At 35.7% G+C, this 26627-nt stretch carries 45 protein-coding genes; 10 read left to right on the top strand and 35 right to left on the bottom strand.

The genetic code is table 11. From position 1 onward, the window contains the following. Positions 1-2 precede the first annotated feature (2 nt). The 16 genes from V514_RS20015 to V514_RS20410 form a co-directional block, all read right to left on the bottom strand. Positions 3-542: a helix-turn-helix domain-containing protein gene (locus V514_RS20015; RefSeq protein WP_235073307.1), complete on the bottom strand. Its 540-nt coding sequence runs from the start codon at positions 540-542 to the stop codon at positions 3-5. A gap of 138 nt (positions 543-680) precedes the next feature. Continuing rightward, positions 681-989, bottom strand: coding sequence for an HNH endonuclease (locus V514_RS0111050; protein ID WP_029500007.1), 309 nt, complete (start codon positions 987-989; stop codon positions 681-683). 2 nt (positions 990-991) lie between these two features. Next, on the bottom strand, positions 992-1204 hold the full coding sequence (locus V514_RS0111045; protein ID WP_029500006.1) for a hypothetical protein: 213 nt from the start codon (positions 1202-1204) through the stop codon (positions 992-994). Between the two features lie 782 nt (positions 1205-1986). Next, on the bottom strand, positions 1987-2598 hold the full coding sequence (locus V514_RS0111035) for a site-specific integrase (RefSeq protein ID WP_029500004.1): 612 nt from the start codon (positions 2596-2598) through the stop codon (positions 1987-1989). Further along, a complete protein-coding gene (locus V514_RS19760; protein WP_029500003.1) occupies positions 2595-3125 on the bottom strand; it encodes a hypothetical protein in 531 nt (176 codons plus the stop codon). The genes V514_RS0111035 and V514_RS19760 overlap by 4 nt, the downstream gene beginning before the upstream one ends. A gap of 132 nt (positions 3126-3257) precedes the next feature. Then, on the bottom strand, positions 3258-3437 hold the full coding sequence (locus V514_RS0111025; protein WP_029500002.1) for a DUF3954 domain-containing protein: 180 nt from the start codon (positions 3435-3437) through the stop codon (positions 3258-3260). A gap of 65 nt (positions 3438-3502) precedes the next feature. After that, positions 3503-3769, bottom strand: a complete 267-nt coding sequence (locus V514_RS0111020) for a hypothetical protein (RefSeq protein WP_029500001.1) — start codon at positions 3767-3769, stop codon at positions 3503-3505. Between the two features lies 1 nt (position 3770). Beyond that, the gene (locus V514_RS0111015; RefSeq protein ID WP_029500000.1) at positions 3771-4166 is read right to left on the bottom strand and encodes a hypothetical protein; all 396 of its coding nucleotides are present in this window, start codon (positions 4164-4166) and stop codon (positions 3771-3773) included. Next, a complete protein-coding gene (locus V514_RS0111010; RefSeq protein ID WP_029499999.1) occupies positions 4163-4399 on the bottom strand; it encodes a hypothetical protein in 237 nt (78 codons plus the stop codon). The genes V514_RS0111015 and V514_RS0111010 overlap by 4 nt, the downstream gene beginning before the upstream one ends. A 12-nt stretch (positions 4400-4411) precedes the next feature. Then, positions 4412-4588, bottom strand: coding sequence for a hypothetical protein (locus V514_RS20415; protein WP_161630195.1), 177 nt, complete (start codon positions 4586-4588; stop codon positions 4412-4414). Positions 4589-4702: 114 nt separating this feature from the next. Beyond that, the gene (locus tag V514_RS0111000) at positions 4703-5158 is read right to left on the bottom strand and encodes a hypothetical protein (RefSeq protein ID WP_029499998.1); all 456 of its coding nucleotides are present in this window, start codon (positions 5156-5158) and stop codon (positions 4703-4705) included. Positions 5159-5161: 3 nt separating this feature from the next. Then, positions 5162-5353 (bottom strand): hypothetical protein, encoded by a 192-nt coding sequence (locus tag V514_RS0110995; RefSeq protein WP_029499997.1) that lies wholly within the window; start codon positions 5351-5353, stop codon positions 5162-5164. 3 nt (positions 5354-5356) lie between these two features. Beyond that, positions 5357-6265: an ATP-binding protein gene (locus tag V514_RS0110990; protein WP_029499996.1), complete on the bottom strand. Its 909-nt coding sequence runs from the start codon at positions 6263-6265 to the stop codon at positions 5357-5359. Next, the gene (locus V514_RS19755; protein ID WP_029499995.1) at positions 6204-6989 is read right to left on the bottom strand and encodes a DnaD domain protein; all 786 of its coding nucleotides are present in this window, start codon (positions 6987-6989) and stop codon (positions 6204-6206) included. Before V514_RS19755 ends, V514_RS0110990 begins: the two co-directional genes overlap by 62 nt. Positions 6990-6992: 3 nt before the next feature. Beyond that, positions 6993-7181: a hypothetical protein gene (locus tag V514_RS0110980; RefSeq protein WP_029499994.1), complete on the bottom strand. Its 189-nt coding sequence runs from the start codon at positions 7179-7181 to the stop codon at positions 6993-6995. A 125-nt stretch (positions 7182-7306) separates the two neighbouring features. Next, positions 7307-7480: a hypothetical protein gene (locus V514_RS20410; protein WP_161630194.1), complete on the bottom strand. Its 174-nt coding sequence runs from the start codon at positions 7478-7480 to the stop codon at positions 7307-7309. 66 nt (positions 7481-7546) lie between these two features. Here V514_RS20410 and V514_RS0110970 point away from each other — a divergent pair, with 66 nt between their 5' ends. Next, complete coding sequence (locus V514_RS0110970; protein WP_029499993.1) at positions 7547-7768, top strand: hypothetical protein; 222 nt, start codon at positions 7547-7549, stop codon at positions 7766-7768. On the opposite strand, the gene V514_RS0110965 is transcribed toward V514_RS0110970, so the two are convergent. From V514_RS0110965 to V514_RS0110950, 4 genes are all read right to left on the bottom strand, one after another. Further along, positions 7761-7961, bottom strand: a complete 201-nt coding sequence (locus V514_RS0110965; protein ID WP_029499992.1) for a hypothetical protein — start codon at positions 7959-7961, stop codon at positions 7761-7763. The genes V514_RS0110970 and V514_RS0110965 overlap by 8 nt on opposite strands. Positions 7962-8042: 81 nt before the next feature. Further along, positions 8043-8273: a hypothetical protein gene (locus V514_RS0110960; RefSeq protein WP_029499991.1), complete on the bottom strand. Its 231-nt coding sequence runs from the start codon at positions 8271-8273 to the stop codon at positions 8043-8045. A gap of 55 nt (positions 8274-8328) precedes the next feature. Further along, entirely contained in the window at positions 8329-8646 is a 318-nt protein-coding gene (locus V514_RS0110955) for a hypothetical protein (protein ID WP_029499990.1), read from the bottom strand. Further along, positions 8646-8843, bottom strand: coding sequence for a helix-turn-helix domain-containing protein (locus tag V514_RS0110950; RefSeq protein ID WP_029499989.1), 198 nt, complete (start codon positions 8841-8843; stop codon positions 8646-8648). Before V514_RS0110950 ends, V514_RS0110955 begins: the two co-directional genes overlap by 1 nt. Before the next feature lie 164 nt (positions 8844-9007). Here V514_RS0110950 and V514_RS0110945 point away from each other — a divergent pair, with 164 nt between their 5' ends. Further along, a complete protein-coding gene (locus V514_RS0110945) occupies positions 9008-9460 on the top strand; it encodes a hypothetical protein (protein ID WP_029499988.1) in 453 nt (150 codons plus the stop codon). On the opposite strand, the gene V514_RS0110940 is transcribed toward V514_RS0110945, so the two are convergent. The 3 genes from V514_RS0110940 to V514_RS0110930 are packed head-to-tail and all read right to left on the bottom strand — an operon-like array spanning position 9449 to position 10840. Further along, a complete protein-coding gene (locus V514_RS0110940; protein WP_029499987.1) occupies positions 9449-9655 on the bottom strand; it encodes a hypothetical protein in 207 nt (68 codons plus the stop codon). The genes V514_RS0110945 and V514_RS0110940 overlap by 12 nt on opposite strands. A 13-nt stretch (positions 9656-9668) precedes the next feature. Further along, entirely contained in the window at positions 9669-10553 is an 885-nt protein-coding gene (locus tag V514_RS19750) for a phage antirepressor N-terminal domain-containing protein (RefSeq protein WP_029499986.1), read from the bottom strand. Between the two features lie 50 nt (positions 10554-10603). Further along, positions 10604-10840, bottom strand: a complete 237-nt coding sequence (locus tag V514_RS0110930) for a helix-turn-helix transcriptional regulator (protein ID WP_029499985.1) — start codon at positions 10838-10840, stop codon at positions 10604-10606. A 166-nt stretch (positions 10841-11006) separates the two neighbouring features. Here V514_RS0110930 and V514_RS19745 point away from each other — a divergent pair, with 166 nt between their 5' ends. The 6 genes from V514_RS19745 (at position 11007) to V514_RS0110900 (ending at position 15930) form a co-directional block, all read left to right on the top strand. Next, a complete protein-coding gene (locus V514_RS19745; RefSeq protein WP_029499984.1) occupies positions 11007-11633 on the top strand; it encodes a helix-turn-helix domain-containing protein in 627 nt (208 codons plus the stop codon). A gap of 54 nt (positions 11634-11687) precedes the next feature. Next, entirely contained in the window at positions 11688-12215 is a 528-nt protein-coding gene (locus V514_RS0110920; protein WP_029499983.1) for an ImmA/IrrE family metallo-endopeptidase, read from the top strand. Positions 12216-12341: 126 nt separating this feature from the next. Then, the gene (locus V514_RS19740; protein WP_029499982.1) at positions 12342-12830 is read left to right on the top strand and encodes a DUF6978 family protein; all 489 of its coding nucleotides are present in this window, start codon (positions 12342-12344) and stop codon (positions 12828-12830) included. 13 nt (positions 12831-12843) lie between these two features. Continuing rightward, positions 12844-13617 carry a DUF1829 domain-containing protein gene (locus tag V514_RS0110910; protein ID WP_029499981.1) on the top strand — a complete coding sequence of 258 codons (774 nt, stop codon included), beginning with the start codon at positions 12844-12846 and terminating at the stop codon, positions 13615-13617. Positions 13618-13865: 248 nt separating this feature from the next. Beyond that, positions 13866-15029: a tyrosine-type recombinase/integrase gene (locus V514_RS0110905; RefSeq protein WP_029499980.1), complete on the top strand. Its 1164-nt coding sequence runs from the start codon at positions 13866-13868 to the stop codon at positions 15027-15029. Between the two features lie 301 nt (positions 15030-15330). Further along, positions 15331-15930: a transglutaminase-like domain-containing protein gene (locus V514_RS0110900; protein ID WP_029499979.1), complete on the top strand. Its 600-nt coding sequence runs from the start codon at positions 15331-15333 to the stop codon at positions 15928-15930. Between the two features lie 62 nt (positions 15931-15992). Here V514_RS0110900 and V514_RS0110895 read toward each other — a convergent pair whose 3' ends face one another. The 10 genes from V514_RS0110895 to V514_RS0110850 form a co-directional block, all read right to left on the bottom strand. Continuing rightward, a complete protein-coding gene (locus V514_RS0110895; RefSeq protein ID WP_152528969.1) occupies positions 15993-16208 on the bottom strand; it encodes a hypothetical protein in 216 nt (71 codons plus the stop codon). Between the two features lie 146 nt (positions 16209-16354). Continuing rightward, positions 16355-16828, bottom strand: coding sequence for a hypothetical protein (locus V514_RS0110890; protein ID WP_029499977.1), 474 nt, complete (start codon positions 16826-16828; stop codon positions 16355-16357). A gap of 339 nt (positions 16829-17167) precedes the next feature. After that, a complete protein-coding gene (locus V514_RS0110885; protein ID WP_029499976.1) occupies positions 17168-17362 on the bottom strand; it encodes a hypothetical protein in 195 nt (64 codons plus the stop codon). 189 nt (positions 17363-17551) lie between these two features. Continuing rightward, the gene (pcaC, locus tag V514_RS0110880) at positions 17552-17929 is read right to left on the bottom strand and encodes a 4-carboxymuconolactone decarboxylase (protein WP_029499975.1); all 378 of its coding nucleotides are present in this window, start codon (positions 17927-17929) and stop codon (positions 17552-17554) included. Positions 17930-18036: 107 nt separating this feature from the next. Next, entirely contained in the window at positions 18037-18954 is a 918-nt protein-coding gene (gene rbsB / locus V514_RS0110875; RefSeq protein ID WP_029499974.1) for a ribose ABC transporter substrate-binding protein RbsB, read from the bottom strand. Between the two features lie 20 nt (positions 18955-18974). Then, positions 18975-19889, bottom strand: a complete 915-nt coding sequence (gene rbsC, locus V514_RS0110870; RefSeq protein WP_035944734.1) for a ribose ABC transporter permease — start codon at positions 19887-19889, stop codon at positions 18975-18977. Positions 19890-19896: 7 nt separating this feature from the next. Beyond that, the gene (locus V514_RS0110865) at positions 19897-21399 is read right to left on the bottom strand and encodes a sugar ABC transporter ATP-binding protein (protein WP_029499972.1); all 1503 of its coding nucleotides are present in this window, start codon (positions 21397-21399) and stop codon (positions 19897-19899) included. Between the two features lie 15 nt (positions 21400-21414). After that, complete coding sequence (rbsD, locus tag V514_RS0110860) at positions 21415-21807, bottom strand: D-ribose pyranase (protein WP_029499971.1); 393 nt, start codon at positions 21805-21807, stop codon at positions 21415-21417. A gap of 2 nt (positions 21808-21809) precedes the next feature. Then, positions 21810-22688, bottom strand: a complete 879-nt coding sequence (gene rbsK, locus V514_RS0110855) for a ribokinase (RefSeq protein ID WP_029499970.1) — start codon at positions 22686-22688, stop codon at positions 21810-21812. Then, positions 22685-23683: a LacI family DNA-binding transcriptional regulator gene (locus tag V514_RS0110850; RefSeq protein WP_235073296.1), complete on the bottom strand. Its 999-nt coding sequence runs from the start codon at positions 23681-23683 to the stop codon at positions 22685-22687. The genes rbsK and V514_RS0110850 overlap by 4 nt, the downstream gene beginning before the upstream one ends. Before the next feature lie 288 nt (positions 23684-23971). Between V514_RS0110850 and rpoN the strand changes: the two genes are divergently transcribed. Together rpoN and V514_RS0110840 are read left to right on the top strand one after the other, a co-directional pair. After that, on the top strand, positions 23972-25231 hold the full coding sequence (gene rpoN / locus V514_RS0110845; RefSeq protein ID WP_029499968.1) for an RNA polymerase factor sigma-54: 1260 nt from the start codon (positions 23972-23974) through the stop codon (positions 25229-25231). A 28-nt stretch (positions 25232-25259) separates the two neighbouring features. Next, positions 25260-25727, top strand: a complete 468-nt coding sequence (locus V514_RS0110840) for a hypothetical protein (RefSeq protein ID WP_029499967.1) — start codon at positions 25260-25262, stop codon at positions 25725-25727. A 43-nt stretch (positions 25728-25770) separates the two neighbouring features. On the opposite strand, the gene V514_RS19055 is transcribed toward V514_RS0110840, so the two are convergent. Both V514_RS19055 and V514_RS0110830 read right to left on the bottom strand, forming a co-directional pair. Further along, entirely contained in the window at positions 25771-26322 is a 552-nt protein-coding gene (locus V514_RS19055) for a GNAT family N-acetyltransferase (RefSeq protein WP_035944678.1), read from the bottom strand. A gap of 42 nt (positions 26323-26364) precedes the next feature. Then, entirely contained in the window at positions 26365-26610 is a 246-nt protein-coding gene (locus tag V514_RS0110830; RefSeq protein ID WP_029499966.1) for an SH3 domain-containing protein, read from the bottom strand. Positions 26611-26627: the final 17 nt, after the last annotated feature.

Here is a 26627-nt window from a genome sequence, read left to right as displayed (position 1 = left end):
AGTTACCGGCCCAATAACTTCGACTTTTTAGATTTCATTTCTTGTGGAAGAAGTTCAGTTAATTGTTTCATGATGGATTGATACGTACGATCGCGATTATCGTAGTTTTCTACAATCGGCCTCTTTCGGTCATAAGGTACTTGATTTTCACTTTGCGAAAACTTTTCATACTCACCATTTTCTAAAATGTCTTTCCAGTTATCATCGAGTAAAATACGAAGTCGTGCAGATTGTGTGATTAATCCTTCAGACAGTTTCCGCTGCGGCTCTGGAATTGTCTTGAAAAGTGTTTTGATTCGATTTTCTTCTTCTGCTACCCGCTGTTCCATTTCATCAATTCTATCGTTTAATAAGTAAACTAACGATACACCCAAGTTTTTAGCAATGCCATTTAGCACATCTAAACTAGGTGAATTTCGTCCGTTTTCAATACTAGAATAATAGTTAAAGGAAATGCCACAAGCCTTTGATAACTCTACTTGTGTCATATTTTTTTCTTTTCTTTTTTTGCGCATTCGTGAGCCCACTTCTCGTTTATCCAAATTAATCACATCCCTTCATTTTAGGAGGTAGGGGTGGGGTGGGTATAATTCATTCGTTACATTTGATGAATTGACCCCAACCACCGGTTTCCCAATATTTTTTTAAAAGGCAAAAGGTTTTGAGTGGGGGGTAGTGCTTTAATCCCAACTTTCATCTTCTGCCCACTTGTTTTTTTGTTGAGTAAAACCAAAACGACCATGCCTTTTGTTGTGACAACTCCGACACAACGTGCGCAAATTTCCATCGACCAACGCAAGCTCTGGATAATCATCTAATTCTTGAATATGGTCGATTTCTAAAATGGCATCATTTCGTGTGGTTACTCGACCTTCTGCTTTACACATCACACATTCGTAATTATCACGTTCCAGTATTTCAAGTCGTTTATCTTTCCATGAGCGTGATAAATAGAAAGGATTGACCTTCTTACCTTTCACATATGGCATTGTTATTCACTGCCCTCTGCTTTAATGAGCTCATCATTTAATACAATGTTTGTACCATTAGGTTTATGAATGATTGTATGCTCGCCCACTGCATCAATAGCCTCCAACTCATTAGCCAATGCATTTGCATGTTTAGCAATAGCTTTTAGTTTGTCTGCCATCTTATTAGTGTCCATTTTTAATTCAATCGATAAGTTGTTTCCTGTATCAATCATACCTTTCACGCCCCTTATACATTTATCTATATTTCCATTTTTCTATTAATACCTAAATGTATCGAATGATATTTCTTTCAAATGTAACAAGTATCATTAATCCCAAACTACTGAAACATCTACCCAATGTAATAGCTGCCAATAGCGCTTGGCACCGCGAGACTATAGATCACCGTGTCCCTTCTACTCATATCGAGTTAAATAACCTTTTTGATTAGATGCTTGGGTTTTCTACACGTCACTTGGCTGTGTAATACCTTTCTCGAAAAATCCATTTTAATTGGATATTTCTTTCTTGGCTTCTCATTACAATTGTTCATTTCATCAAACCAACTACTCCCAGCATTACTTCGAACGTTTTGTTTACCAAATAACCTCAATAGATTGAATTTGGTCCGCAACCACATTCTTTGAATGCCTTTGAAATATTCTTTAATCAATTCAACAAACCGATTCATTTCAAAACATCACCCCTTTTTTAAACTCATTAAGACATACAAAAGAACACGAACTATTAGGGGTTAGTTTTGAATTTCTTTGTATGCCTTAATCAACTCAAATTAATTAACCCTCTCACTATAAGTGTGTTCTCTGGGCGGTTTTGTGGTCTTATGTAACATATCTTTTGTTTTGTTACATTAGATTACCTCCTCACAAATCCCGCTATATCAACGTTTCAAAACTTTTTTAAACTTTTTTTATTTCTAATGTACAAACTACCTTTTTATGTTACATTAGCTTTCTGTATTAAAAAACAAACGCTGTTATATCAACGTTTGTCGCTATTCGTAGTCCTTTTCTTTTCTTCGCTTAAATAGTCCATTCACTACTTTATTTACTTTATCTTCTTCAATACCGATATAGCGCAGCGTATCAGCTTGGTCATGATGATTCAAAATGATTTGTAATGTAGCTACATCGTTTGTTTCTTGATAGAAGTGATATGCAAACGTTTTGCGCATTGTATGCGTCCCAACATCGCCTCGGTATCCTATTTTTTCTGCTGCATCTTTTAAAATACGATATGCTTGTATGCGTGTAATAGGCTTACGCGCTCCATGAGGACCTTTCTTTTTACTTTGTATAAGATAATCATGCGCACTCATATCCTCTGTATAATCTTTTAATGCTTTCTTCAACTCATAACTAATCACAAGCTGCTTAAACTTACCGGTCTTTTTTTCTTGGATTTTAACGCTATTTCGAATACATGTCTGGCCATTCTTTTTCTTCTCGCGTACGTCTTTCACTTTTAACTGTAAAATATCTGAAATACGCAAGCCTAAATTAATGCCCAGCATAAACATAATAAAGTCCCGTTTGTCTGTTGCTTCAAAATACTCCATGAATTCCTGTACTTGGTCCATATCTCGGATAGGTTGCACATACCTCACACCATCACCCAACCTTCTTTTTTAATAATACGTTTACATCGTGCAATCGCTCTTTTTATTTGATCGCGCGTTACATCCATTGTTTTTGCAATTTCTTCTTGTGAATAGCTATTCGCATGCATTGTAAATATTTCTGCATCAGTTTTATCAATATTCTTCATGACATCTTGCAGTAGCTGCTCTTTCATCTGTTCAACTTCTACTTGTTCTTTTGTTTTTTCCTCTGGCTGTAAATCAACTCTTATATTTGTATGTATCCATTCACATGAAACAGGTATCTCTCGTTGATATGCTGCACGATTTTCTGCTCCCCTTGTTGTGCCCGGTTGCCGTCCTGTTTGTAACCATTGGATAACGTACTGTAAATTACTAACCCAACTATTGATTGTTTTGATTTCATTTTCCAACTGTTTTATTTTTTCAATATCTTTTATTTGTTTTGCACGTAACAATTTTGTTTTACGTGTTGGCAATAATGCTTTTGTATTTTTTAAAGTCACTTTGTACTCCTTGATTAAATCTTGCATTTTCGTTCCCCCTATGAACAAATTGAACAAAAAAAGGGAACACTAAATGCGCGCAACAAGTCATTGCGTTCATTTTAGTGCTCCCGGTTGTTCCTGATCAGCTCTATATTTATTAAGTTAATTTAAATGTTATCACACTTTTTTGCTATACGACAATTCCGTCCTTACAACTTGCCCATTTTGCCAAGTAATGGTCTGTGTACCAAAACCGTATGGTAAATCATCTACCGTATTTACTTTCCCGTCTTTAACGTAATAGACACCATCTTTACTTAAATCAATTATATTTAATTCATTTGATTTTTTCTCCAAACAACACCACTCCTTATGCTATAATGTTTTGGGGAAGTTTTAAACTTATACCTTCGCTTATTGTGTCAGTTGCTGCTGACACTTTTTTTATTGCCTTCAAAATAATCTTTAATATACTTTAAAGCTACTTCTTTGCTAGTAAATATTTCTTCAAAATCGCATGACCTAACGACAATAAATTTATCCGCCAGTTCCACTTCACACGTAGTAGTTGTAATTTTCTTCCCCGGCATTAAATTAAGTATGTTTTTTTCAATCCATTCAATATCTTGAATCTCTTTCAATACTGCAAAAATATCAATTTGTTGAAAATTTTCATGTGTATATGACATATTACAACTCCTTTGCTTTCTCTAACAATCCATGTTCCTTTTTCCACTTTTGAAACTTTGTTGCTGAAATACCCACAGCTTGATAAATTTCAAAATCATATAACCCATTTAAGCGTAATTCTAAATATTTTGATGCTGTTAACCCAGACTCATTAGCATCCTTCAATAATTTACTTTTCTTAGCGCATTTTCGTTTATTTGAAATGGCAATAAATTCATCACCAATTTGAGTAAGCTTATGAAAAATTGGACATTGAGCGCAATTATCAACATGGCCATCACCAAAATTTGGACACTTCATGCAATTCTTTGAACTAATCGCATTTTGTTGTTCAGCTAGATTTGCTCGATTAAAACGGTCCATAATACGGCGACTACGCGCAACTTTTATATTCATTTCTCTAGCCCCCTACTAAAATCAGCTAATAAATCAGATGAGTTATTTAATTCATTTGCCATTTGAATGTAAGTGGTACCTTTGTAAAGCCCGATTTGTGACTGGTATGCAGTTACAACTGCTTCTACTTCTTCGTAGGTGTAACATACCTTTTTAAATCGAAACCCGTTATTATCATAAAAGGCTATAAGGACAAATGGTGCTGGTGTATCATATCCAATAGATTCAATCATTTTTAGCACCTCCTATTTTTTTAACTCAAGTTCTACTAATGCTGCATAAGCTCCATCGTAGTACCCTTCCATCTTTATTTCGCCAACTTGCTTCCACCCACGCTCTCGATGCTCATTAATTTTTTCTTGAAGTTTATATTTATCGAATGCTTTGATTATTTTTCTTGTTTTTTTCATATGTTCGGTCATTCTCGATTTCCTCCAATACTTTCATAATTTCCACTCGTATTTGTGATAATTCTTCTGCTATTTTTGCAACTTCTATTCGTAGATTTTGAGCTATACTGCGCATATTCAATCCACCTACAAAACGACTAACCCGATTTTTTTCTTACGGTGCTCCAACAACTCTTTCCGAGTTGCGCCCGTTTCGAATGGTTGTAACTCTGAAACTTCATATTCCAAATAAATATCTGTTCCACGTAATTCAATCATCGTTAATTCTTCAACTTGATAAAATTCTCCATCAATTGTCATTAACCCACCTACTTCATAATCCCACCAGTCGTCTACAAATTTTGTGTACTTATGCTGCGCATAAACTGTGATTGTCTGTTGAGGTTTCACCAAAAATTTTGGCTTTAAAGTAGCCAATTGATACAAACATTTAATTTTCAAATAACTACTTTTAAGCATTTTAAAACTCACATATTTCACTAGGACATATTCCGTATTACCAATCGTTTCAATATCTCCAATCTTAGGGAGTTCTTTAAATAATTTAATACCTTTAGTCAATTCAACAAATTTATTATTCATGAGTTAATCCTCCAATCTAACCTTTTGAAGATATTTTGTATCGAAGCATCCACTGAAATCTTTTAACCAAACAACTGTATAATTATGTTCTTCATGTAATTTTTGTTCATCACTAATACATGTCCATAATTTCCCGTCATAATAATCTGCTTCACCACATGTATGCATGACTACCTGGTCACCAACCTTTAGCATCGGTCATCCCTCCACTGGCGCGTCTAAATCGAATAGTTTAACGCGTTTATCATTTGTTTCTTTAAAAACGATTGGTGCAGTATTTTTCAGTAAACGACTGATTAGCGCATTAACGGCTCTATCTTCGCTGTACATTTTCGTTAACTGGTCGCGTGTATAATTCGATGTAACAATGGTTCCTTTTGTCTGACGCGCTTCAAGTGCCTCTGTAAGTATGTCCTTCACCCACTGTTTTGCTTCTGAATCACTACCAGTTTCATTACCAAGATCGTCAAGTACTAAAAAGTCCACTCGACTCAATAAATCAATGAAATACATTTGGTCATACGGATATTTAGGGTCATTCCATGATTTTTTAATCATCATGAGCATACGGCGTACATTAACGAATACACATTCAACGTCCAATGTTTCATTCAAATTTCGTAAAATAGCCATCGCTAAATGAGACTTACCTACGCCAGTTGCACCTGTAAGCATCGTTGTAAAATACTCGTCTGCTTCATGCTTAAACTTTGCTTTATAATGCTTCACAGATTTCAGTGCCTTTTCTTTATTGAGCTGTTCTTCTACTGCCATTACTTCAAAGTTTTTAAATCCAGCATCTGCAATCGACTGATCACTATAGACAGATGCATAACGCATCGTGTTTTTACGTTTATTTTTTTCTTTTTCAATGGCATCATCACTTATTTTTTGAGAAAATAATGCGTCTTGCTTTTCTTTGATGCATTGCAAACAAATAAGTTGGTCACCATATTGCTCATAAGCTGCACCTAATTTGTTTGCTTCATACAATGGATATTTGATTTTATAACCATATTCATTTACATGCTCTGCTTCACAATCTTTAGAAGTTAACGCCATCATCATATTTTTTGGTAGGCTCATAGCTTGCTGAATTGCTTTCATTGCGTTCACGCCCTTTCTTATTTTCATTAGCTTTTAAATCCGATACAGTTTTGATGTTTTCATTATTCCAATTACGAACAATAGCTGCTGCATATTTAATTGTTCGTTTGTTAGCAAGCACCGATATTTTTAATGCTTCAAGTACCAACTCTTCATTGCTTTCTTTAATCATGTAATCAATTTCTTCGCTAATATAAGGAGATAAAGGACCAAACTCATTTTCATAAAATTTAAAGATTTGAGATGACAACGACGACCTATCTTCTTTTTGTAGTTGTTGTTTTTGAATACTGTTACTTTTAGAGATGTTACTTTTAAAGATGTTACTTTTAGTACCTTCATTTCCTATGCCTACGTTTCCTATGCCTACGTTTCCTATGCCTACGTTTTGAAGGTGTACGGGGATTGATTGTTTAAGAGAATAAATATTTTTCGAGAAACCATTTTCTAAACGCTTTCGCTTAATCTCTATATAACCTCTGTCTAATAATTGCTTACGATGCTTCAAATAACGATTTTCCGAAATATTCAATTCGTCACATATAAGTTTCACGCCTGGGAATGCTTTTTGTGTAGTACCAGCAAATGCCGCTAGATATGCATAAATTGCTTTTGCTTCAATTGATAAACTTTTATCTCGTGTCAGTAACTGTGGGATTAAGCCATAGCCTTTTTCTAAAATACCCTCATGTTGTACACCTTGAATTTCGTTTTGTTCTGCCATCTCTTACACCTCTTTCACTTTCTGTATCATCAACGCTAAGCGTAAATCATAGTAATTTGCATCTTCTAAATGCAAACCCTTCACTTTAAAAATCCCTAATACGCGTAACTCTTGAATAACATGCTCTTTGCGTTGGTTTTGAGCAGTAGCTGCGCCAAACAATGCTTGACGCCTTTCATATTTTTTTGGCATATTTTCTCCTTCTTCCTTAAAATTATTTCAACATAACTTTAAAATGTTGAATTATGCCCTAATAACTCTCGCTTTTGCTTAAATACCTTATGCTATACTGTAATTGCGAGAATCATGACTTGGCGTTAGCTGCGGAAACAGCTGGCGCCTTTTTCTTTATCTTGGGCACAGTGCTTGCATGAACATTCATTTTTCTCAACTCTTCTACGAATTTCATTAAATTCAGCATGATCTACTGCCCGTCTTTTTAAATTTTGTTGTCGCTTTTCTTCTACAACATCCCATAATGTTTTTTTCATACGTCACTTCCTTAAAGGGTATTTACTGATTTTGTCGAATAGTAGTACTAGAAAGGCGGTGAACCTATGATAAGTAAAGATATTTTCCACGTAAAAGAATTTTCAGATGATAGTGCCGAATCTCGTGCTAATCGTTACTTAGAAAAGGGTTGGACATTATTAAGCGTTGGGCCTAAGACAAGTGATATATCTAATGGCCAAATGTATTATTCTACTTCTTATGTGTTGGGAGCCACAAAAGAACAATATGATGCTTACTTACAAGAGCCAAAATCTAGTCTTATTTAGGGTCGCTATAAAGAAGTTTGATATAAAGTTCTGCATCTGTTTGATGTAGGGCTTTATTTAATTTTGCATAGCTTAAACTCGATTCTTTACATACCTTGCCTAATACATTTACAAGTTCCACGACTTCTTCCTCTAATAATTGACGTGAATCCATTACAGTTTCATAATCTTCAACTAAGTTAATTTTTTTCAAATTTATTTCCTCCACTTAATTTATTTTCACACTTTCCTTGTAAACAGAATATTCCGTTAATAGATATCGCGAATATGGCTATTACATCTTTAAAAAGATAATAATCATATAAAACAAGCTTGCGATTGTAACGCCCGGTAAAAAACCTAGAACACCAACTGTCATCAACTTATCTGACCATGTAGGCTCGCCCTCTGGTATATCTAGCCAGCTCACACACTCTTCTTTCTCTTCAGCCACCTCTAATGTATGTAGCTGTTGTAAAACGCGCTCATACTCTACTTCTTGGCTTAAACGTTGTAGTTTATCCATTTTGTTCACTACCTCTATTCCATTCATTTGCCGATGAATTTTATTTTTGTTGTGATTAAAGAACTTTCAAATCGTTCATTATTTCTTCAAATGCTTCTTCAAAGCCTTTCGCATTCCACCGACGATGACCACCTTCATTCAATCGGAATTGATGCTGTAAAATACGTGGATCCGCAAGAATTTTATTTAGCGTATCTGGATGACTAATACCTGTAATACGTTTTACATCACTAATACTAATAGCCAGTGTCCGTGGTAATACAACCTCATTCATGCGTTGTTCCACAAGTTTATCAACATGAGCAAAAAGCACTTGCTCATTCATTTGGACGTGCACCAATGATGGGGCCGTCATATCTTTTTCTGCTGCCATTATTCTTCTCTCCTTAAATCGTCCAAACTTACTTCAAGTGCATCTGCAATTTTACACATACTGCGAAATGTAGGATTTGGATTTGAATTATTTTCTATATCTTGTAACGTTGAATTGCTAAGACCTGATAATTGAGCTAAGCGATATCGTGTTATACCGCGATATTCTCTCATTTCTTTCACACAAAAAATAGCCATATTGATTTACTCCTTTGATATTCATTTTGAATCTAACGATAACTCGTGATACTATATTTAGCAGAGTTATTCCTCATTAAAACATTAGGAGTTGATAGATTATAATAAAATTTTTAATCATTATTTTTATAGTATGCATGTATTTACGCAGACCTCTAAAAAAGATGATCCAAACATATAAAATTAACAATATATTGACCTTCTATAATGACCTCGATAATGCTGATAGTGAAGAAAAACGATTAGAAGCTTTTCAAAATATTGTTATTCGAAAAGCTCTTTCTGATTACCTTTGTGAATACCCTTGGCATCATAACTTTCCGAGCTATAACGATTATCGTGATGCCCAATTAATAAGAGATTCCAGAATTCTTTTACTAGAAAAAATTCATGAAAACCGTTTTTTACTAACAAAATACTTAAATCCAAAATATTTTATAAAAGATATATTTTATATTCCTGCTAGCATTATAGAATTTTTAATCAGCAGAAAATTTGGAGTTGGATCATCAGTTTTCTTCAGCATTTTAACTTGGATAGCTACAATTTTAATCTCTGCATATGCGGCAGAAATTAAAATGTTTATCGATAATTTCATTTTCGGTCTATTTGAATAACATTAGTATCAATACGGCTAAATTAATGCCCAGTAGCATACGGATATACTTATCTCGCAAAATAATAGCTTGAGTATTTCTTTCTATTACATTAAGTAAAATAGTGATTTCTCTATGATTTTCTAGAACTAAAGATTGGTTAGGATCAGTTACTTCAATAGTATTTAACTGGTCTTTTCTTTTTTCTGCTGCCATTATTCTTCTCTCCTTAAAAATTCACATTATGTGCAATAGCCATCTCTTTCACAATTGCTACAAAAACTTCAATTAATCGTGGTTCTTCCGCAATCATATCGATTTTAGAAAGTTTATTAATGGCGGATTTATTCATTCCTTGTGCCAACATATTTTTCTGACGATTGCTTAAACGACGTTCCAAGTCACAACGCCCACGCACTTTCAATAAGTCATATACATGATTACGTACAGCACGATACTGATTCTCTCCACCTCGTGCATAAGCAATTTTACGTAATAAATCGTTCGTCATTTGACGCCAATTGGTTGTATCTGTTTTCAACACTTCTACAATATTTTGCTGATTTTGTTCCATCAGATTTTGGCGTTCTTCTAAATGATTTGTTTTACGCTCTAGTATCAACATCTGTTGCGCCGCTTGTGCCAAAATCTCAACTGGGGTCATTGGTGAATTTTGTTGTGGTTGTTGAAAGAATGCAGCAGCTAATACATCTTTTGCTTTCAATTGAAATTCCACTAACCTATCTGCAATCCAAGGAGTTTCTTTTTTCATATTTGGTGTGATTGCTATTTTAGCAAGCCATAATGGTAAATAATCTAATTCAATACATAATATTGTTTGCATACCGCCATTTGTAAGGAGGGTGAAATTTCGACCCCCTTTTAAAAGAACTGTATCTTCTTTAACTCGTTTACGTTCAGATTTTATCTGGCCTTCTGAAAGTCCAATACTCTCGCAAAGCCATTTAACTGCTACGTAGACTTTTTCATCAGTAGCCTTAACCGTCAAAATTTCAGTGCCGGCAAAAGCTACTGTCTTTTGTTCAACTATTTGAATTTGCGAATTATTAGCATTCATATCCTGTGCTGCATATGTTACATAACCATCTGTCATGTCATAACCTCCTAGTAAGTTTTTAATATTAAACTACAGAAAATCTTATATTAAGAGATCCCTCTCGAATTCATATTACAGAATTTCTGTACATGACCTGTAAAAAAAATAATATTATCAAATGGCACATTTACTTTCTCCACAAATTTATAAGCTTGATCCATGCGAAGAACTCGACGATATTTTTCATATTGAATATAAGTCTTTTCGGAAATATTCATGTGTTTTGCCATCTCCACTTGTGTCAAACCACTTAAATTCCGAGCTTGTTCTAATGTATATCTCATGTGGCTATCACCTCCGTAGCTAAACTATAATACAGTTTTTCTGTACTTTCAAGCACTAAATACAGAAATAATGTATTTTTATTTTTAAAAAGGTCTAAAGTTATAGATTCACTGTACAAAAGTACAGTATTATTGTAATATTTACTTTAAGGAGATGAAATTTAACATGACTGTTGCTGACAAAATCAAGAAATTAAGAAAAGAAGCTAGATTAACTCAGAAAGAACTCGGAGACAAACTGGATGTTGCCACTACTGCTGTTTCAGCATGGGAACGTAATGCAAACAATCCTAAAATGGATAAATTATTGCTTATGGCTAAAATATTTGATGTTCCTGTTTCTTATTTCTTTGATGAAAATAATCCTTCAATAATAACAAATGAAATATTCGGAAAAAGATTACACGAATTAAGACAAGAAGAATCTTCTTTAACCATGAAGGAACTTAGTAAATTAATAGGTGTTACTGAGAATGCTCTAGACACTTATGAAAAGGGAGAACGTGTTCCTGATACAGAAGTACTATCCAAATTGGCTGATATTTTTAATACTACTGTGGATTATTTGATAGGAAGAAGCGACATCAAAAATCCTGAACAAGTAACTAATGAAGGTATTTCAAATGAGGATTATGAGAAGTTAACTGCTTATCAGAAAGAAGTAGTAGATTTCATTATTTCACGAGAAAATTTATTCTTCTATGATCAACCGCAAAAGATACTAGACGCGCTCGAAGAATTTGAAATGTTTTATGAGTTTACTAAAAAACGTGATCAAAATAAAAAAGACTAACCATCCTATAAGATGTACCTTTAGATTTCATAAGTTGATGCTGGGAGAGATTTGATGGAATTTACACTCAATAAAAAAGAAGAAATAATACGAGAGATTTATAATTTAGCTGAAGTATCACAACCTTCATATAAAAATGACCTGCATATTTCTAAAATACTTGATATTGAAGTTGTCTTTCTCCCTTTCAAAATGAAAGTTATTTCAGGGAATGGCATTATTTATATGAATATCGATGTACAAAAAGAACATTTTAGAGAAATCTTTGCGCATGAACTATGTCACGCCCTATGGCATGAAGGTAATCAAACTTTATTGAAGCCACTATGGAAAGAATATCAAGAATGGACAGCTGAAACTTTTGCTGCACATTACTGTATTCCTACATTCATGCTATTAAATTTTGACTTTGACAGCTATGCTACAAAGGAACATTTATATTTTGATATAGCTGAAAAATTCACAGTTAGTAAAAATTTCGCAAAAAAAAGAATAGATGATTTTTTATTCCAGTTAGAGTGGCGCAACAAAAATATTTTTGATTTCGTTAGCTCAGAATCTTATTTAAATTCAAATACATAATAGGCTTGGTTATTTCAAAATGCCAAATTAAAGGGTTTTACGCGTGGTGTGAAGAATATAAAATATAGGTAAAAGTATTTATAAAATTTTAATTGCTTATTTTTTGAAAGAAGGGAATAATATAATATGCAACAACCTGAAATTGATAATTTAATTAATTCGCTTAAAAGATTATTATTAGACACCACACTAATTAACATACCTGATTTTAACAATAAAGAATTAATTGAAGCGAAATCACATTCTGATTTTTTTTATATTGATTTAAACAAACAAGGAAGACGTTTAAAAAGGTATACACTACAATTAAGAGCGAAAAGAAAAAAAGAATTACCCTTATTACGACTTGACTTGGTTGGTCCAGATCACCCAAATCCTCCTGGGAATTTCCCATTTGCAGGAGAAAAGATTCCTTGTCCTCATATACATATTGCTAAAGAAGGTTACGGTGATAAAATTGCTTATCCATTAAATTCGAAAACTGCAGGCTTATACCTAACAGAAGAAGAATTAGAAGATTTTATTCAAGTTACCAAAAAATTCTTAGATAAATGTAATGTTGTAAACCTAAATACATATTCATTCAATACACAACAAGAACAATTTAACATTTGAAGGAGGTGTCGCTATGAATTCCTATAACTTTAATATTGATCAATTAAATCAAATTTATTCAAAATGGAATCAAGAAAACATTAAACTTGTTGATCACGGCGATTTTGTAGAAATTATCACTCCATTTGTTGACAATCATCATGATTTATTACACGTTGTTATGTATCATCAAGACAATCAAATTGTTATTTCAGATGATGGATATACCTTAAATGAACTAAAAACATATGAAATTGATTATAAAAAATCGACTAAACGCCAAGAATTTTTGAATCAAACATTAAATAGTTTTGGAGTAAAAATATCTTTAGACTCTGAATTACTTATCACAATAAACTCTTTAGAAGAATATCCAACTCAGCTATTTAGAATCTTACAATGTATCATAAGAATTTCTGACATGATGATGACTAGTAGAACTACTATTACTAGTATATTCTTTGAAGAAGTTTCAAATTTATTTGAGGATTATGATATCCCTGCAATTAGTGACGTCAGTATCACTGGAAAAACCGGAAATGCTAATCAATTTGACTTCATTATCCCTCGTTCAAAAAAGAAAGTTGAAAAAATAATTAAGACTATAAACAATCCTACAAAAGAGGCTTATAAATCTCCTTTATTATCATTTTTGGATATCAAAGACAACAGGACGAATTCTGAATTTATAGTAATTGCTAACGATGATAACAAAATCGACAAAAAATTCTTAACATCTCTAGCAAATTATGAAATTGAAGTTTTAACTTGGTCAAAGAAAGATGATTGGGTCAAAGAATTGGCTTAACCTCACTTCACAAAAGTGAGGTTTTATTTCATCACACAAAGAACGTATATTCGTTTTTTTTAATGTTTCAAGTGCAAAATACGATGAAACTCTTTATACTGGAAGCGTGTAGCGATATCGATGAACACAAAAAGGACATACCGCAATGTATGTCCCTATCATTCTTTACGCTGCACTAATCAAAATATTCCCCATAAAACTCCCCCTATTCCATTCATTTGCCGATGTACGAAAAGAGAGGGAAAGTTATGGGACGACCAAAATTAGCTGCTACGAAAGAAGCTCATGTATTTAGCTATAAAACTAAATCAAATCAAAAACGATATGCATATCGCTATCGTCATACACGTGTAGATAATACTCGAAAAGAATTTTATAAGCAAGGATTTATAGCGTTAAAAGATGCTACACTGGCTCTTACTGAATTAAAAGCTGAGTTGCTTAAAGGAAATTATGGACAGGTAGATCACCGCCAACTGACACTCGCCCAGGCGTTTGAGATGTTTATAGAGTATCGAAAAAATGATATTAAACCCAATACATTACATGCTACACAATCTATTTCCAAGAGAATGAATCCATTAATTGGCAATGTTCCTATAAATAAATTAACCCCTTATCTATATAAAAAATCTTTTCTTAATAAGCTAGGTAACGTTAAAACAAGTACACTGGCTAAGTATCACAGTCGAATTTGTACAGTGCTCAATTTCGCTGTGCAAAATGACTTTCTTGATAAGAACCGACTTTTAAGTATTACGTTTGATTATGATGTTGAGCATAAAGTAATTGAAGTCGAAGAAATGACTCAAATAATAGCGTATACGCGTAAGAACAAACCCTATATGCTGCATTTCTTACTTTTCCTCATTAATACCGGTGTACGCGTAGGTGAAGCTCTTGGCGTAAAATGGCGTGATATTGACTTTGTAGAAGGCACAGTTGATATCAATTGCACAATGACCACTGACTACGGAGAAGGCACACCCAAAACTAAAAATAGCTATCGTCTCATTCCACTTCCTTCGAAAATACTAACTCAACTAAAAAAATACAAGCTCCAACAAAAAGAAGGACTTTTACAAGGCGGATTGGCTGCTGAATTTATTTCTGGCAAGCAGTTTGAATTGCGCTATGTCTTCAGAAATAGTAGAGGAATGCCACTCCGTTATTCAGCGGTCAAATTTTTCTTCCGCACCATGCGAAAAAAACTTGAAATTGAAAAACTATCGCCTCACGTTTTTCGACACACATATGCAAGTGTTTTAATTAGTGAGGGAGTAGACATTGCAACCGTAGCATCGCTTATGGGAGATAGCGTTGGAACAATCCAAACCACCTATATTCATGCGATTAATGATAAACGAGAGGAAGCAATTCAGCGTATAGGTAAGATATTTGAAAAGTATTAATAAAGTACAATTGGGGGACCTCTTGGGGAACCAAATGTTCAAACCCTTGATATGACAAGACTTGAGTGTTCTAAATCTAATTCGTCATTGGAAATGGACAACGGCTTTAGCGTACTCTTAAAAAATAAAAGAAGCAATTATGTCATTGCTTCTTTTTTGTTATTTAATTAATGACTCCTCTTCATGACTATTGTTCATTTTTAGCAATAATTTTTAGAATATATACTAAAAAATTCCACATTTTTGCATGTTTTGATATACAATAAAAAGAAGAATGAAATTTTTTGAAAGGATGATGACCATGCCATTCCAATTAGAATCTCCATTTATTGATGACTATTTGAAACCGACAGACGTTGTCAACTATCAACATCCGCATATTCAACAAATAATCGATACGCTGCACATTGCACCACTATCAGAATTAGAAAAAGTACAACGCCTTTATGAATATGTGCGCGACGACATCGCCCATTCATGGGATGAACAAAACCATGTCGTTACACGTACAGCATCTGAAGTCGCTGAACATCAAACAGGCATTTGCTACGCTAAAGCAAACTTACTCGCGGCACTACTTCGCAAAGAGGGCATCCCTAGTGGCTTTTGCTATCAGCGCCTTATGCTGTTTGATGAACCAGAACAAGGGTACTATCTGCACGCCTTTAATGGCATTTATTTAACTACATTAAATCGTTGGATTTACGTTGATGCGCGTGGTAATGTGCAAACCGAATTGTCGATTGAAGAGCCTGCACTAGCCTTTATTCCTGATGAATCACTCGGTGAAAAAACATATGAAACCATTTATGTAGCACCAAACAACAAAACAATGCACGTACTAGAAGAAGCACAAGATGCGCTTGTAATGTACACCAACGATTTACCAGATACATTATAATTCGCACCAACTAAAAATGAGCAACCGTATCATACAACGGTTGCTCATTTTTTGACGAGAATTTATTTCATTTTTACGTACACTGCACCATTTGCTTGGCGATAAAATGTAAAATCAATATGTTCTGGATAACATTGCGCCAATGTTTGCAAATCAACGAAATGTGCATAAATTGTTCGCCGATCTAGTTGCTGTGCCAAATCAAATTCAACCATAATATATTTAGCAACTTGAGTTGCATTAAGCGGTGTTGTTTCACTAGAATATTTTTTTAACACTAAATACGTGTACACTAATAAAATATTTTGTTGTGCAATAATAATCGCCCTCTTTATCGATTAAATTCCATTTCATTATAGCTATATTAGACTAAAAAAACAATCCTTATAGACTATTAATATGTTCATTTATTGATTCTAAAGATTTAATTATTATTAACCAATCTTTTAAAATTAACGATTCCAGGGAATTTTGGTATATTTTTTGTTAATGGCATCACAAAAACTTCCTTTTGTGTCATACTATCGGCGATAAAATGTACCATATCGTCTGAACCTTCTAAATTAATTGGAAAATGTCGCGTAATCATTTGCGTATGATAATCGACGATACGCAGACGCCGTTCATAAAACATCAACTCTAATTGGCGACCCCAATTTTCGCGTTGCAATTGTGCGATAACCTCTTTTGTAATCGCAAATTCATACGTTGATTGCTCATATAATTTCCAAAGCTTGCGGCGATTCTTTTCATGTGCCATTGCCTGCGCATCTAGTGCAACAATAGGGCGTTTATGCGTATGCATTTCCAAACGCTTCATATGCACTAATAAGGATTGACTGCGCCACGTACACCATTCACAAGTTGCGAGCGTAATCCACATACTACTTGCAAGCATCCACACACTACTTCCTGCGAGAAGTAAGCAAGTCAACACTATAAACATCGAAAAAAAGAGTACGGATCGCTTCATATCATGATTGTAATAATACCCAATTCCTGGTGCGCATAAGTTCAGCAACGTAATGCTTCGCCTCGTTAATCGCATCTTTCGTATTCCAACTCTTCCAACAATCAATAGTAAATAGAATAAATACCCCACTGTGCCCATATAAAAGATCACCGCGCTCACTCCCCTTTTTTTTAGATAAATGGATTAATATACTTATTACCTAAAATGCGCGAAAATATGATAGTTTGCATATAAAATGATGAATTTGACATAAAAAAAGAAGCCTTATGAGACTTCTTTCGTTCGTTGGCGTTTTGTTTTTAGTTCTACACCAAAAATTAATAAACAGCCTACGAGGAGCCAAATACCTATTGATAGAAGAAGCTGATGATCATTCATGGAATGCGTAAAATAACTCAACACATGAAAAATAACAATCGCGATAAGTAAACTAATGCTATTCATTTTTAAATCGGTCATAGTGGCTCACTTCCTCTCAAAAGAAATAAATTACATATTTAAAAAGGTTATTTATATTTTATCATATTTTTCTGAAAATTTTTAATACTTTTGTCTTTTAATGCCTATTTTTTACACCTTATACAAGTTGCACGTAATTAAAAACAGGTATCATCCCATTATTGGATTGATACCTGTAAACTCATAGACCTAACGTACATTCATTTCTTCTAATACTTCCGCAGCGATACGAAACCCTTCTTGCGCTGCTGGTGCACCACAATAAACAGCCGTTTGTAGCATGACTTCTTTGATTTCTTCTACAGTCACACCATTGTTAATGGCACCGCGGACATGACCACGAAGTTCTTGTGAACGATTTAGAGCCGTTAACATCGCAAGGTTAATCAAACTACGATCACGTTTAGCTAAGCCTTGTCGTCCCCAAATACCACCCCAACAAACTTCCGTTATGTACTGCTGTAAATCTTCAGTGAATTCTGTGGCATTTGCAAATGCACGGTCAACAAACTCATCGCCCATCACTTTTCGACGAATTGCTAACCCTTTATCAAATTTTTCTGTCATACTACACACCTCTTTTTGTAATTTTTACCATAATTGTATTATAACAGATGTCATTCGTGAAAAAAAGAGGTTGGATACGCGAATCCAACCTCTTACATCATGTTCATTTATTTCTTGATTAATTCTAATTCAATCGGAATATCTTTTTCTACTTTTTCACCATTTAATGATTTGACTGCTGTTTCGATTGCTGTTTCACCAATTTCAGTTGGTTTTTGAGCAATTGTCGCAATCATTTTACCATCTTTAACTGCTTGTACACCATCGTCGGTAGCGTCAAAGCCGACAACTTTAATATCTTTACCTGATGCTTCAATCGCTTCGATTGCGCCTAAAGCCATTTCATCATTTTGTGCAAAGACACCTTTAATGTCACCGTTTGATTGAAGAATATTTTCCATAACTGTTAACCCTTCAGCGCGGTTAAAGTTTGCTGTTTGAGAAGCAACAACATCAAATCCTTTTTTCGCTACTTCTTCAAAGCCAGCACCACGGTCTGTTGCAGCTGATGAACCCGCTACACCTTCAAGTTGTGCCACTTTTGCACCTTCACCAATTACTTCTTGTAAGTATGCCGTCGCCATTTTACCGCCTTCTTTATTATCAGAAGCGATATGCGAAATCACGTCGCCTCCTTCAGAAACACGGTCAACAGTAATGACGGGAATGTTTGCATTGTTTGCTGATTCTACAGCAGAAGCAACTGCTTTTGAATCGGTTGGATTAATAATGATTAAATCAACATCTTGTTGGATTAAATCCTCTACGTCAGATGCTTGTTTTGAAGCATTATCTTGTGCATCTACGACCGTTAAGTCTACTTTTTCATCTTTTGCTTCAGCTTTCGCACCATCAGATAATGTAACGAAAAACGGGTTGTTTAACGTTGATACCGACATGCCAATTTTGAAATCGCAATCTGTTTTTTTAGTATCTTTCGCTTTATCATCACCATTTGGTGACATTGAACAAGCGCTTAATAATAAAGATGATGCGAGTAATGCTGTAACTGATAATTTTTTCATATTCATCGTAAATTACCCCTTTATGCTGCTTTTTTACGGTCGATTAATACCGCGAATAAAATAACTAACCCTTTGACTACTTGTTGGAAGAATGATGATACACCGATTAAGTTTAGACCATTGTTTAACACACCAATGATTAACGCACCGATTAATGTACCAACAATCCAACCGCGTCCACCTGTAAGGCTTGTACCGCCTAAAACAACGGCTGCGATAGCATCTAATTCATAAGATTGACCTGCAGTAGGCTGAGCAGAATTTAAACGAGATGTTAAAATTAATGCTGCCATTGCAGCTAACATACCTGTTAATGCATAAACGGCAATCGTTGTACGGTCTACATTAATACCTGACAGACGAGCTGCTTCGGCGTTGCCACCGATTGCATAAACGCGACGACCAAATGTTGTTTTTCGTAAGATGAAGTATAAAACGAAGAATGTAACTAACATCGTAACGACTGGTACCGGAATTCCAAAGAAATAACCTTTACCAAACATTTGGAATGCTAAATGATCGCCTAAACCTGAAATTGGCTTACCATCTGTATATACAAGCGTTAAACCACGATAAATTGTCATTGTTGCTAATGTAGCAATAAACGGTGCTACTTTCCCTTTGGCAATAATGACGCCATTAATCGCACCTAAAATTAACCCTAACATTAACGCAACACCCATCGCGATGAATGGATCTGTACCGCCAGCTAATAAACTTGCCGCAACAGCACCGGTTAGCGCTAATGTGGAACCAACTGATAAATCAATCCCACCTGTTAAAATAACAAACGTCATCCCGAATGCGATTAACGCACTAATTGAAACTTGACGTAATACGTTGAAAATATTGTCCGTTGTTAAGAAGTTCGGACTCATAATAGAAATAATAACGACAATAAGTAGTAATCCAAATAATGGTCCTAATTTTTGCATTAGGCCATTAGAAGTTTTGGCTTTGGACAACTTTGTCACCTCCAGTAGCATAATGCATAATTTTTTCTTGTGTCATATCATCACCAGCAACTTCGCCGGTAATTTTCCCTTCGTGCATCACTAGCACGCGGTCAGACATACCGATAACTTCTGGTAATTCAGAAGAAATCATTAAAATCGCCACGCCTTGTTCTGCAAGGTCATTCATAATTTGATAAATTTCTTTTTTCGCACCGATATCAACGCCGCGTGTTGGTTCATCTAAAATCAAAATTTCCGGTTCGATACCTAACCATTTGGCGATAACAACTTTTTGTTGATTCCCACCAGACAATGATTTAGCTGGCAATTCTGCGCTCGGCGTTTTAACACCTAATTTTTCCACAAGTTTGCCAACGAATGATTTTTCTTTTGAGCCGCGAATAATACCTGATTTTGATGTTTTATTAAAGTTAGCCATCGCGATATTTTCTTTAATCGAGAAGTCAACAACCAATCCTTGTGTCTTACGATCCTCGGTTACAAAACCAATGCCTCGTTTTTTTGCTTCGCGAGGATTGTTAATTTTCACTGCGTTGCCGTCAATAAAAAGTTCACCTTTTGTCATTTTGCGATAACCAAAAATGGCTTGTGCAACTTCTGTACGACCAGCACCCATAAGACCTGCGAGTGCAACGATTTCACCTTTACGAACACTAAAATGAATATCTTCGCAAAGGCCCGGACGTGTAAGCCCTTTCACTTCTAACTTCACGTCGCCGATTGCTGCGGTACGCCCGGGGAAACGTTCCCCAAGCTCACGCCCAACCATCATTTGGACAATTTCATCAAATGTTGTGTCTTTAATCGTCCGGACACCGACATATTCACCATCACGTAAAATCGTAATACGGTCACAAATCGCAAAAATTTCTTCCATACGGTGTGAAATATAGACAAATGACACGCCTTCTGACTGCAATTTACGAATCGTTTTAAATAACGTTTGAATTTCACGATCCGTTAATGCCGCTGTTGGCTCATCCATAATAATAACGTTCGCTTTTGTTTCCATCGCTTTCGCAATTTCAATAATTTGCTGTTTCCCGACCGATAAAGCACCCGCTGGCATACGCACATCGATATCTAAACCAAGTTGACTTAAAATACGCTGTGCTTCTTTATTCATTTCTTTATTTTTCATAATGCCCATACCGATTGTTTGTTCATTACCTAAAAATAAATTTTCAGCAACTGTTAAGTCAGGTAAAATATTTAATTCTTGGTGGATAACGGCAATTCCTTTTGCTTCTGCCTCTTTTGGTGATTTGAAATGAACTTCTTCACCATCGACTTTAATGACGCCGTTATCACGCTCGTAAATTCCCGTTAAAATTTTCATCATTGTTGATTTACCAGCACCATTTTCACCCATTAGCGCGTGGATTTCACCATCTGCTAATTGGAATTGGACGTCTTTCAAAACAACGTTGCCATTAAACGCTTTTTGAATGCCAGACATTTCAATCATGCACGTTCCCTCCTTCTAAAAAATGACACCTGATTGCAATAAAATATTGGCATACGGTGTTGCTTCACCTGTACGAATAATCACTTTTGCCTTGGCAGATAACACTTTCAATTGTTCATGTGATACTTCTTCAAATGGCACATCAAACGTCTCATGTACCGCTTTATAAAGTGGCGTATTTTGTAATGCCATTTCAGTCGCGATTATGACTTTCTCTGATTTGTAGTCTGCTACAACAGCATCTAAAATCGCCATAAAACTTGGTTCACCAATTTTATAAGCTAAATCAACGCACATTACGCCATCTGGAATTGGTAACCCACAATCAGCAATCATGATGTGATCAGTATGACCAATGCGCGCAAAAATCCCGGCTAATTCGCGATTTAATATTCCTTGTTTTTTCATATTTATTGTGCGCCTCCCAAACGTTTCAGCACCGCATCTTTTTGCGGCATACCACCTTGCGCACCAAATTTTTCAACCGATAATGACGCCGCAACATTCGCAAATTCAACAGCGTGCGCTAACGTTTCATTCTTTGTGAGTGCATATGCAAGTGCTCCGTTAAATGTGTCACCTGCACCTGTTGTATCAACGGGTGTCGTCTTAAAACCCTTGACAACAACATGCTTTTCACCATCATAATAACGTGCACCTTCCGCACCTAATGTCACAATTAATTGATTCGGGAAGCGTTCTAAGGCGCTTTCTACATCCACGCCAAAAATATCGGCACATTCTGTTTCATTTGGTGTAAAGTATGCAACGCGCTCCATCCATGCTGCTTTAAAATTTTCAGCAGGCGCTGGATTTAATAGCACGCGTGTCCCTACCTCTTCACAAATAGTTAACGCATATTCCACCGTATGTTGCGGAATTTCGAGCTGCATCACGACTAAATCACTCTTCGCGATTAATGCACGTGCCGCATCAATTGATTCACGCGTCACGTCCGCATTGGCACCCGGCACAACAATGATGCGATTATCCTTGTCAAATAAAGTAATGTTTGCAATACCGGTCGCTGTAGTTGTCGTACGAACGTATGTATCGTCAATCTTTTCTTGTTGTAAAATCGTGCGTAATTCATGCCCAAAAGCATCTTGCCCAACTGCTCCGACCATATGCACATCGCTGCCTAATCGTGCAATTGCCACAGCTTGATTCGCTCCCTTACCACCTGGAACGGTATGAAATGCTTGTCCAAACACCGTTTCCCCTTGCTTCGGAAAAACAGCCGTTTCAACGACGATATCCATATTAATACTACCTATTACTGTAATCATGCTTCCGTTCCTTTCGTTGTTGAATTTCGAATGACAAGCTCTGGTGGAAATACAACGCGTGTCGTTGCCATTTCTTTTCCTTCAATTAATGCAATTAATAATTCCGTTGCACGCTCACCCATTGTGGAAATTGGTTGCGCGACGGTTGTTAGCTCTGGCGATAGCAATGTACCAATATTAATACCGTCATATCCAACAAGCGATACATCCTCTGGAATACGAATACTAAGTGACTCCGCAGCTTTCATAACGCCTATTGCTGAGGCATCACTAGAAGCAAATACAGCGTCATAATCACGGTCAAACTGTAAATGTTCCATTGCAATTTTTTTCGCCGCTTCAAAATCAAATGGACTTACGATTGTATCGTATTGAATCGCTGGATGTGCTGTCATAATTTCTTCGAAACCATGCATGCGATCATTTGCTACATCAATATCAAGTGGACCACGCACACATAAAATGCGTTTTACTTTTTGCTCAACAAAATAATTAGCTGCAAGCTGTCCACCTAATACGTTATCTGACGTTACTGTTGGAATCGCGTCCGATAAATTTCGATCAAGCGCGACAATTGGCACATTTAGCTTCTTATAAAAATCCGCTTTAATATGATTTGTTGTTACGATAAATCCTGCTGCATAATTTTGCTGCAACGAACGGATATAATGTTTTTCTTTCTCACTCGTTTCACCAGCATTGCACAACACCACGGTATAGCCATGCTTATAAGCTGTTCGCTCTACAGCACGCGCCAATTCAGGGAAAAAGGGGTTTGTAATATCTGGCACAAGCAAACCAAGTAAATTCGTTTGCTTAGTCGTTAGCGAGCGCGCTAATTGATTCGGCGCATAATTCAATGTAGCAACGGCCTTTTCAATCGCTTTTTTTGCATCTTCACTTACATATCCTTTGTTATTCAAATGTCGAGAAACGGTCGCCACAGAAACGCCTGCTTCTTTTGCGACATCACGAATTGTTGCCAATGCCTTCACCTCAAAACTTTTTGTATGTAACCGGTTCCATATGTAACCGATTACACATAATATAATGCACGATTTTTATCAAGTCAACACATTTTTTTATTAGGTTATACTATTGCTAACTGTTATATGACTTAAAGAGTGTTATAAAACAGCACAACCACGCTTTTTTGTAGAAAATCGGGTACTCATTCGTCCCACCAAAAAAAATTTTTAGGTCAAATAATATCCCTTGAATTAAAAAAGTGGTATGATATAGAAAATAATTTCTTAAAAGAGAAAAAAGAAGGTGTTTCACATATGAAGATGAGTTTATCGCAAAAACAACAACTAAAATTATATATGACGACACAATTGCGCCAATCGATTGAATTACTACAGTATTCGCATGAAGATTTAATAGAATTCATACGTGAACAAGCATTAGAAAACCCTTTAATTGAGCTTCAAGAAACAACGCCTACATATCAGAAATCAATGGCAGGCTTTGATGACGTACTTCCATCTGTTGCGGGCGAAACCGATTATCGTGATGAATTATTGCAACTCCTTCATTGCGAAATTCGAGATCAACAACTGCTTTATGCTTGCCTAACAATCGTCCATAATTTAGATGACAATGGCTATCTATCGCGCGAAGCGATTGCGCCTTATCAAATGCCTGAAGAGTTATTGCAAGCAGCCATTAAAGAACTCCAGCAGCATGGCCCCGCTGGTATTGGTGCACTTGATTTACGCCATTGTTTATTATTACAGCTAGAAACAATGGAGCCTCGCCAAATTATCGTTGAAAAAATTGTAGCGCATCATTTAGAAGATGTGGCAAACGGTGCGTATGATAAGATTGCACAAGCACTACAAATTTCGCCACCTGCATTACGACGCGCTATTCGCAAAATTCAAACTCTCGAACCAAAACCTTGCCGCTCATTATTTAGCCGCCCTGCAACAACTATCACACCCGATGCAACGGTTATGTTGACAGAGGAAGGCTTTACATTCCAATTGAATACAGCTGGTATGCCTAAAATTTCATTATCAACAGCATATGATGCCTTTTTTGAACATCAAGAAGCGGCTGATTTTTTAAAAATGCAATTTAAACGTTATGAATGGCTTATGCATAGCCTCAACCAACGCCATAATACTTTGACGCGTTTACTCGAAGCGGTCATTTCACATCAGCAACCATTTTTTTACAACGGATATATTGCACTTAAACCGCTATTATTAAAAGATGTGGCCGAAATTCTCGGCGTTCATGAATCAACCGTTAGTCGCGCGACAAAAAACAAATGGATTGCGACGCCATTTGGGACGATTCAATTACGTTCACTGTTTACAAATGCTGTACGTGAGCATGGTGCATCTCAAACTTCGATTAAAGTGCATATTCAAAATTTAATTAATACCGAAAATAAAACGCGCCCATTATCCGACCAAAAAATTACGGACTTATTAATGGCAAAAGAAAATATTACACTCGCACGTCGTACGGTCGCAAAATACCGCGATGAGTTAGCGATTCCAAGTGCCTCGAAAAGAAAGTGCCTTATTTGATATAATGGAGCATAAAGGAGGCAGATTAATGAAGAAAAGAATTTTTTCGACCGCAACAATTAGCTTTTTCAGTATAGTTGTACTGTATACAACTATAGCTTTTCAAACGCTCCCTCCATTTATTCATAGTGCGCTTTTTAATGACTGGCAAACGCGGGCATTTATTTTTTTGCCCCTTCTTATTGGCATTGTGCTTTGGAGTTTTTTGCACATACTCGAACACCATCCAGAATGGCATGAATTTTGCGATAAAAATTCTGAAAATAGAGAATTATCTTACAAAAATTCAACTGCATTATTAAATGCCCTTAAAAATGGCTTGCTTTGTGTATTATCAACAAAAATAGCGATTGAAGTTTATACGATTATTCATCCGCATACAACCGTTATTATTACGGGCCCATTGATTATTTTTATAGCATTATTCATCGCGATTATAGCGATTTGTTGGCGTCTTGCTAAGCCTTCACAAGAACTGTCTAATGATTCAGAATAATAAAAGAGCAGGAGCGCATTAGATGGCACTTCCTGCTCTTTTATTATAATTTGTTTTCAATATGTTGCTTCACATCTGGCCATTCATCATCAATAATGCTATACACGGCACTATTTCGAATAGCGCCATCAGCACCGAATTTGTGTTTTCGTAAAATCCCTTCAAATGTTGCACCAATACGAACGATAGCATTACGCGAACGTATATTACGCTCGTCAGCCATAATTTGAACGCGTTTCATCGACCATTGTTCAAACGCATACGTGAGCATTAATAATTTCATATTCGTATTAACCGCGCTGCGCCACACCATTGGATTGAGCCATGTATAACCAATTTCAACACTTCCAAAACCTTCGTCAATTGTATAAAATCGCGTGGCTCCAACAATTTGATTATGTACTTTGGAAAACACCGCAAAAGTTTGTTGATCTGTTGCAGCTAATGCCTTGTCAATATAGGCCTCCGCATCTGATAACGAATGGATACGCGGTTGCGTCATCTCCCAAATTCGCTCATCATTTCCTGCATGAAATAAAGCTGCTGCGTCTTCACGCGCAAGCGGCTTTAACATGACGACTTCATTTTCTAACATCCTCAAGCCCCCTTTGCTTGTAGTATACGCCGAGGGCTCGAGTTATGAAAGTTTTTGCAAGTATAACTTATTAACGTAACCAATGTGATGATGAAATTGCACTTTGCACCATTCACCAGTCGTACAAAAAACGTCGACGACTTCATCCTTATTTAAATAACCTAATTCTTCGTAGCTTACGCCAGGTCCCTTACGAACATAAACGGGACTTTTTGCTACATACTTCGTTAATAACTGCCCTTTAAAACAGTCTGTCACAATGTCTGATAACGTTTGCTTACTAGCCATCTAAATCCCCCTAGATT

This window comes from Kurthia huakuii LAM0618, assembly GCF_000505545.1.
GTDB classification, from domain to species: domain Bacteria; phylum Bacillota; class Bacilli; order Bacillales_A; family Planococcaceae; genus Kurthia; species Kurthia huakuii.
Note: the sequence above shows the minus strand (reverse complement) of the source record. Positions and strands in the feature narration are given on the sequence as shown.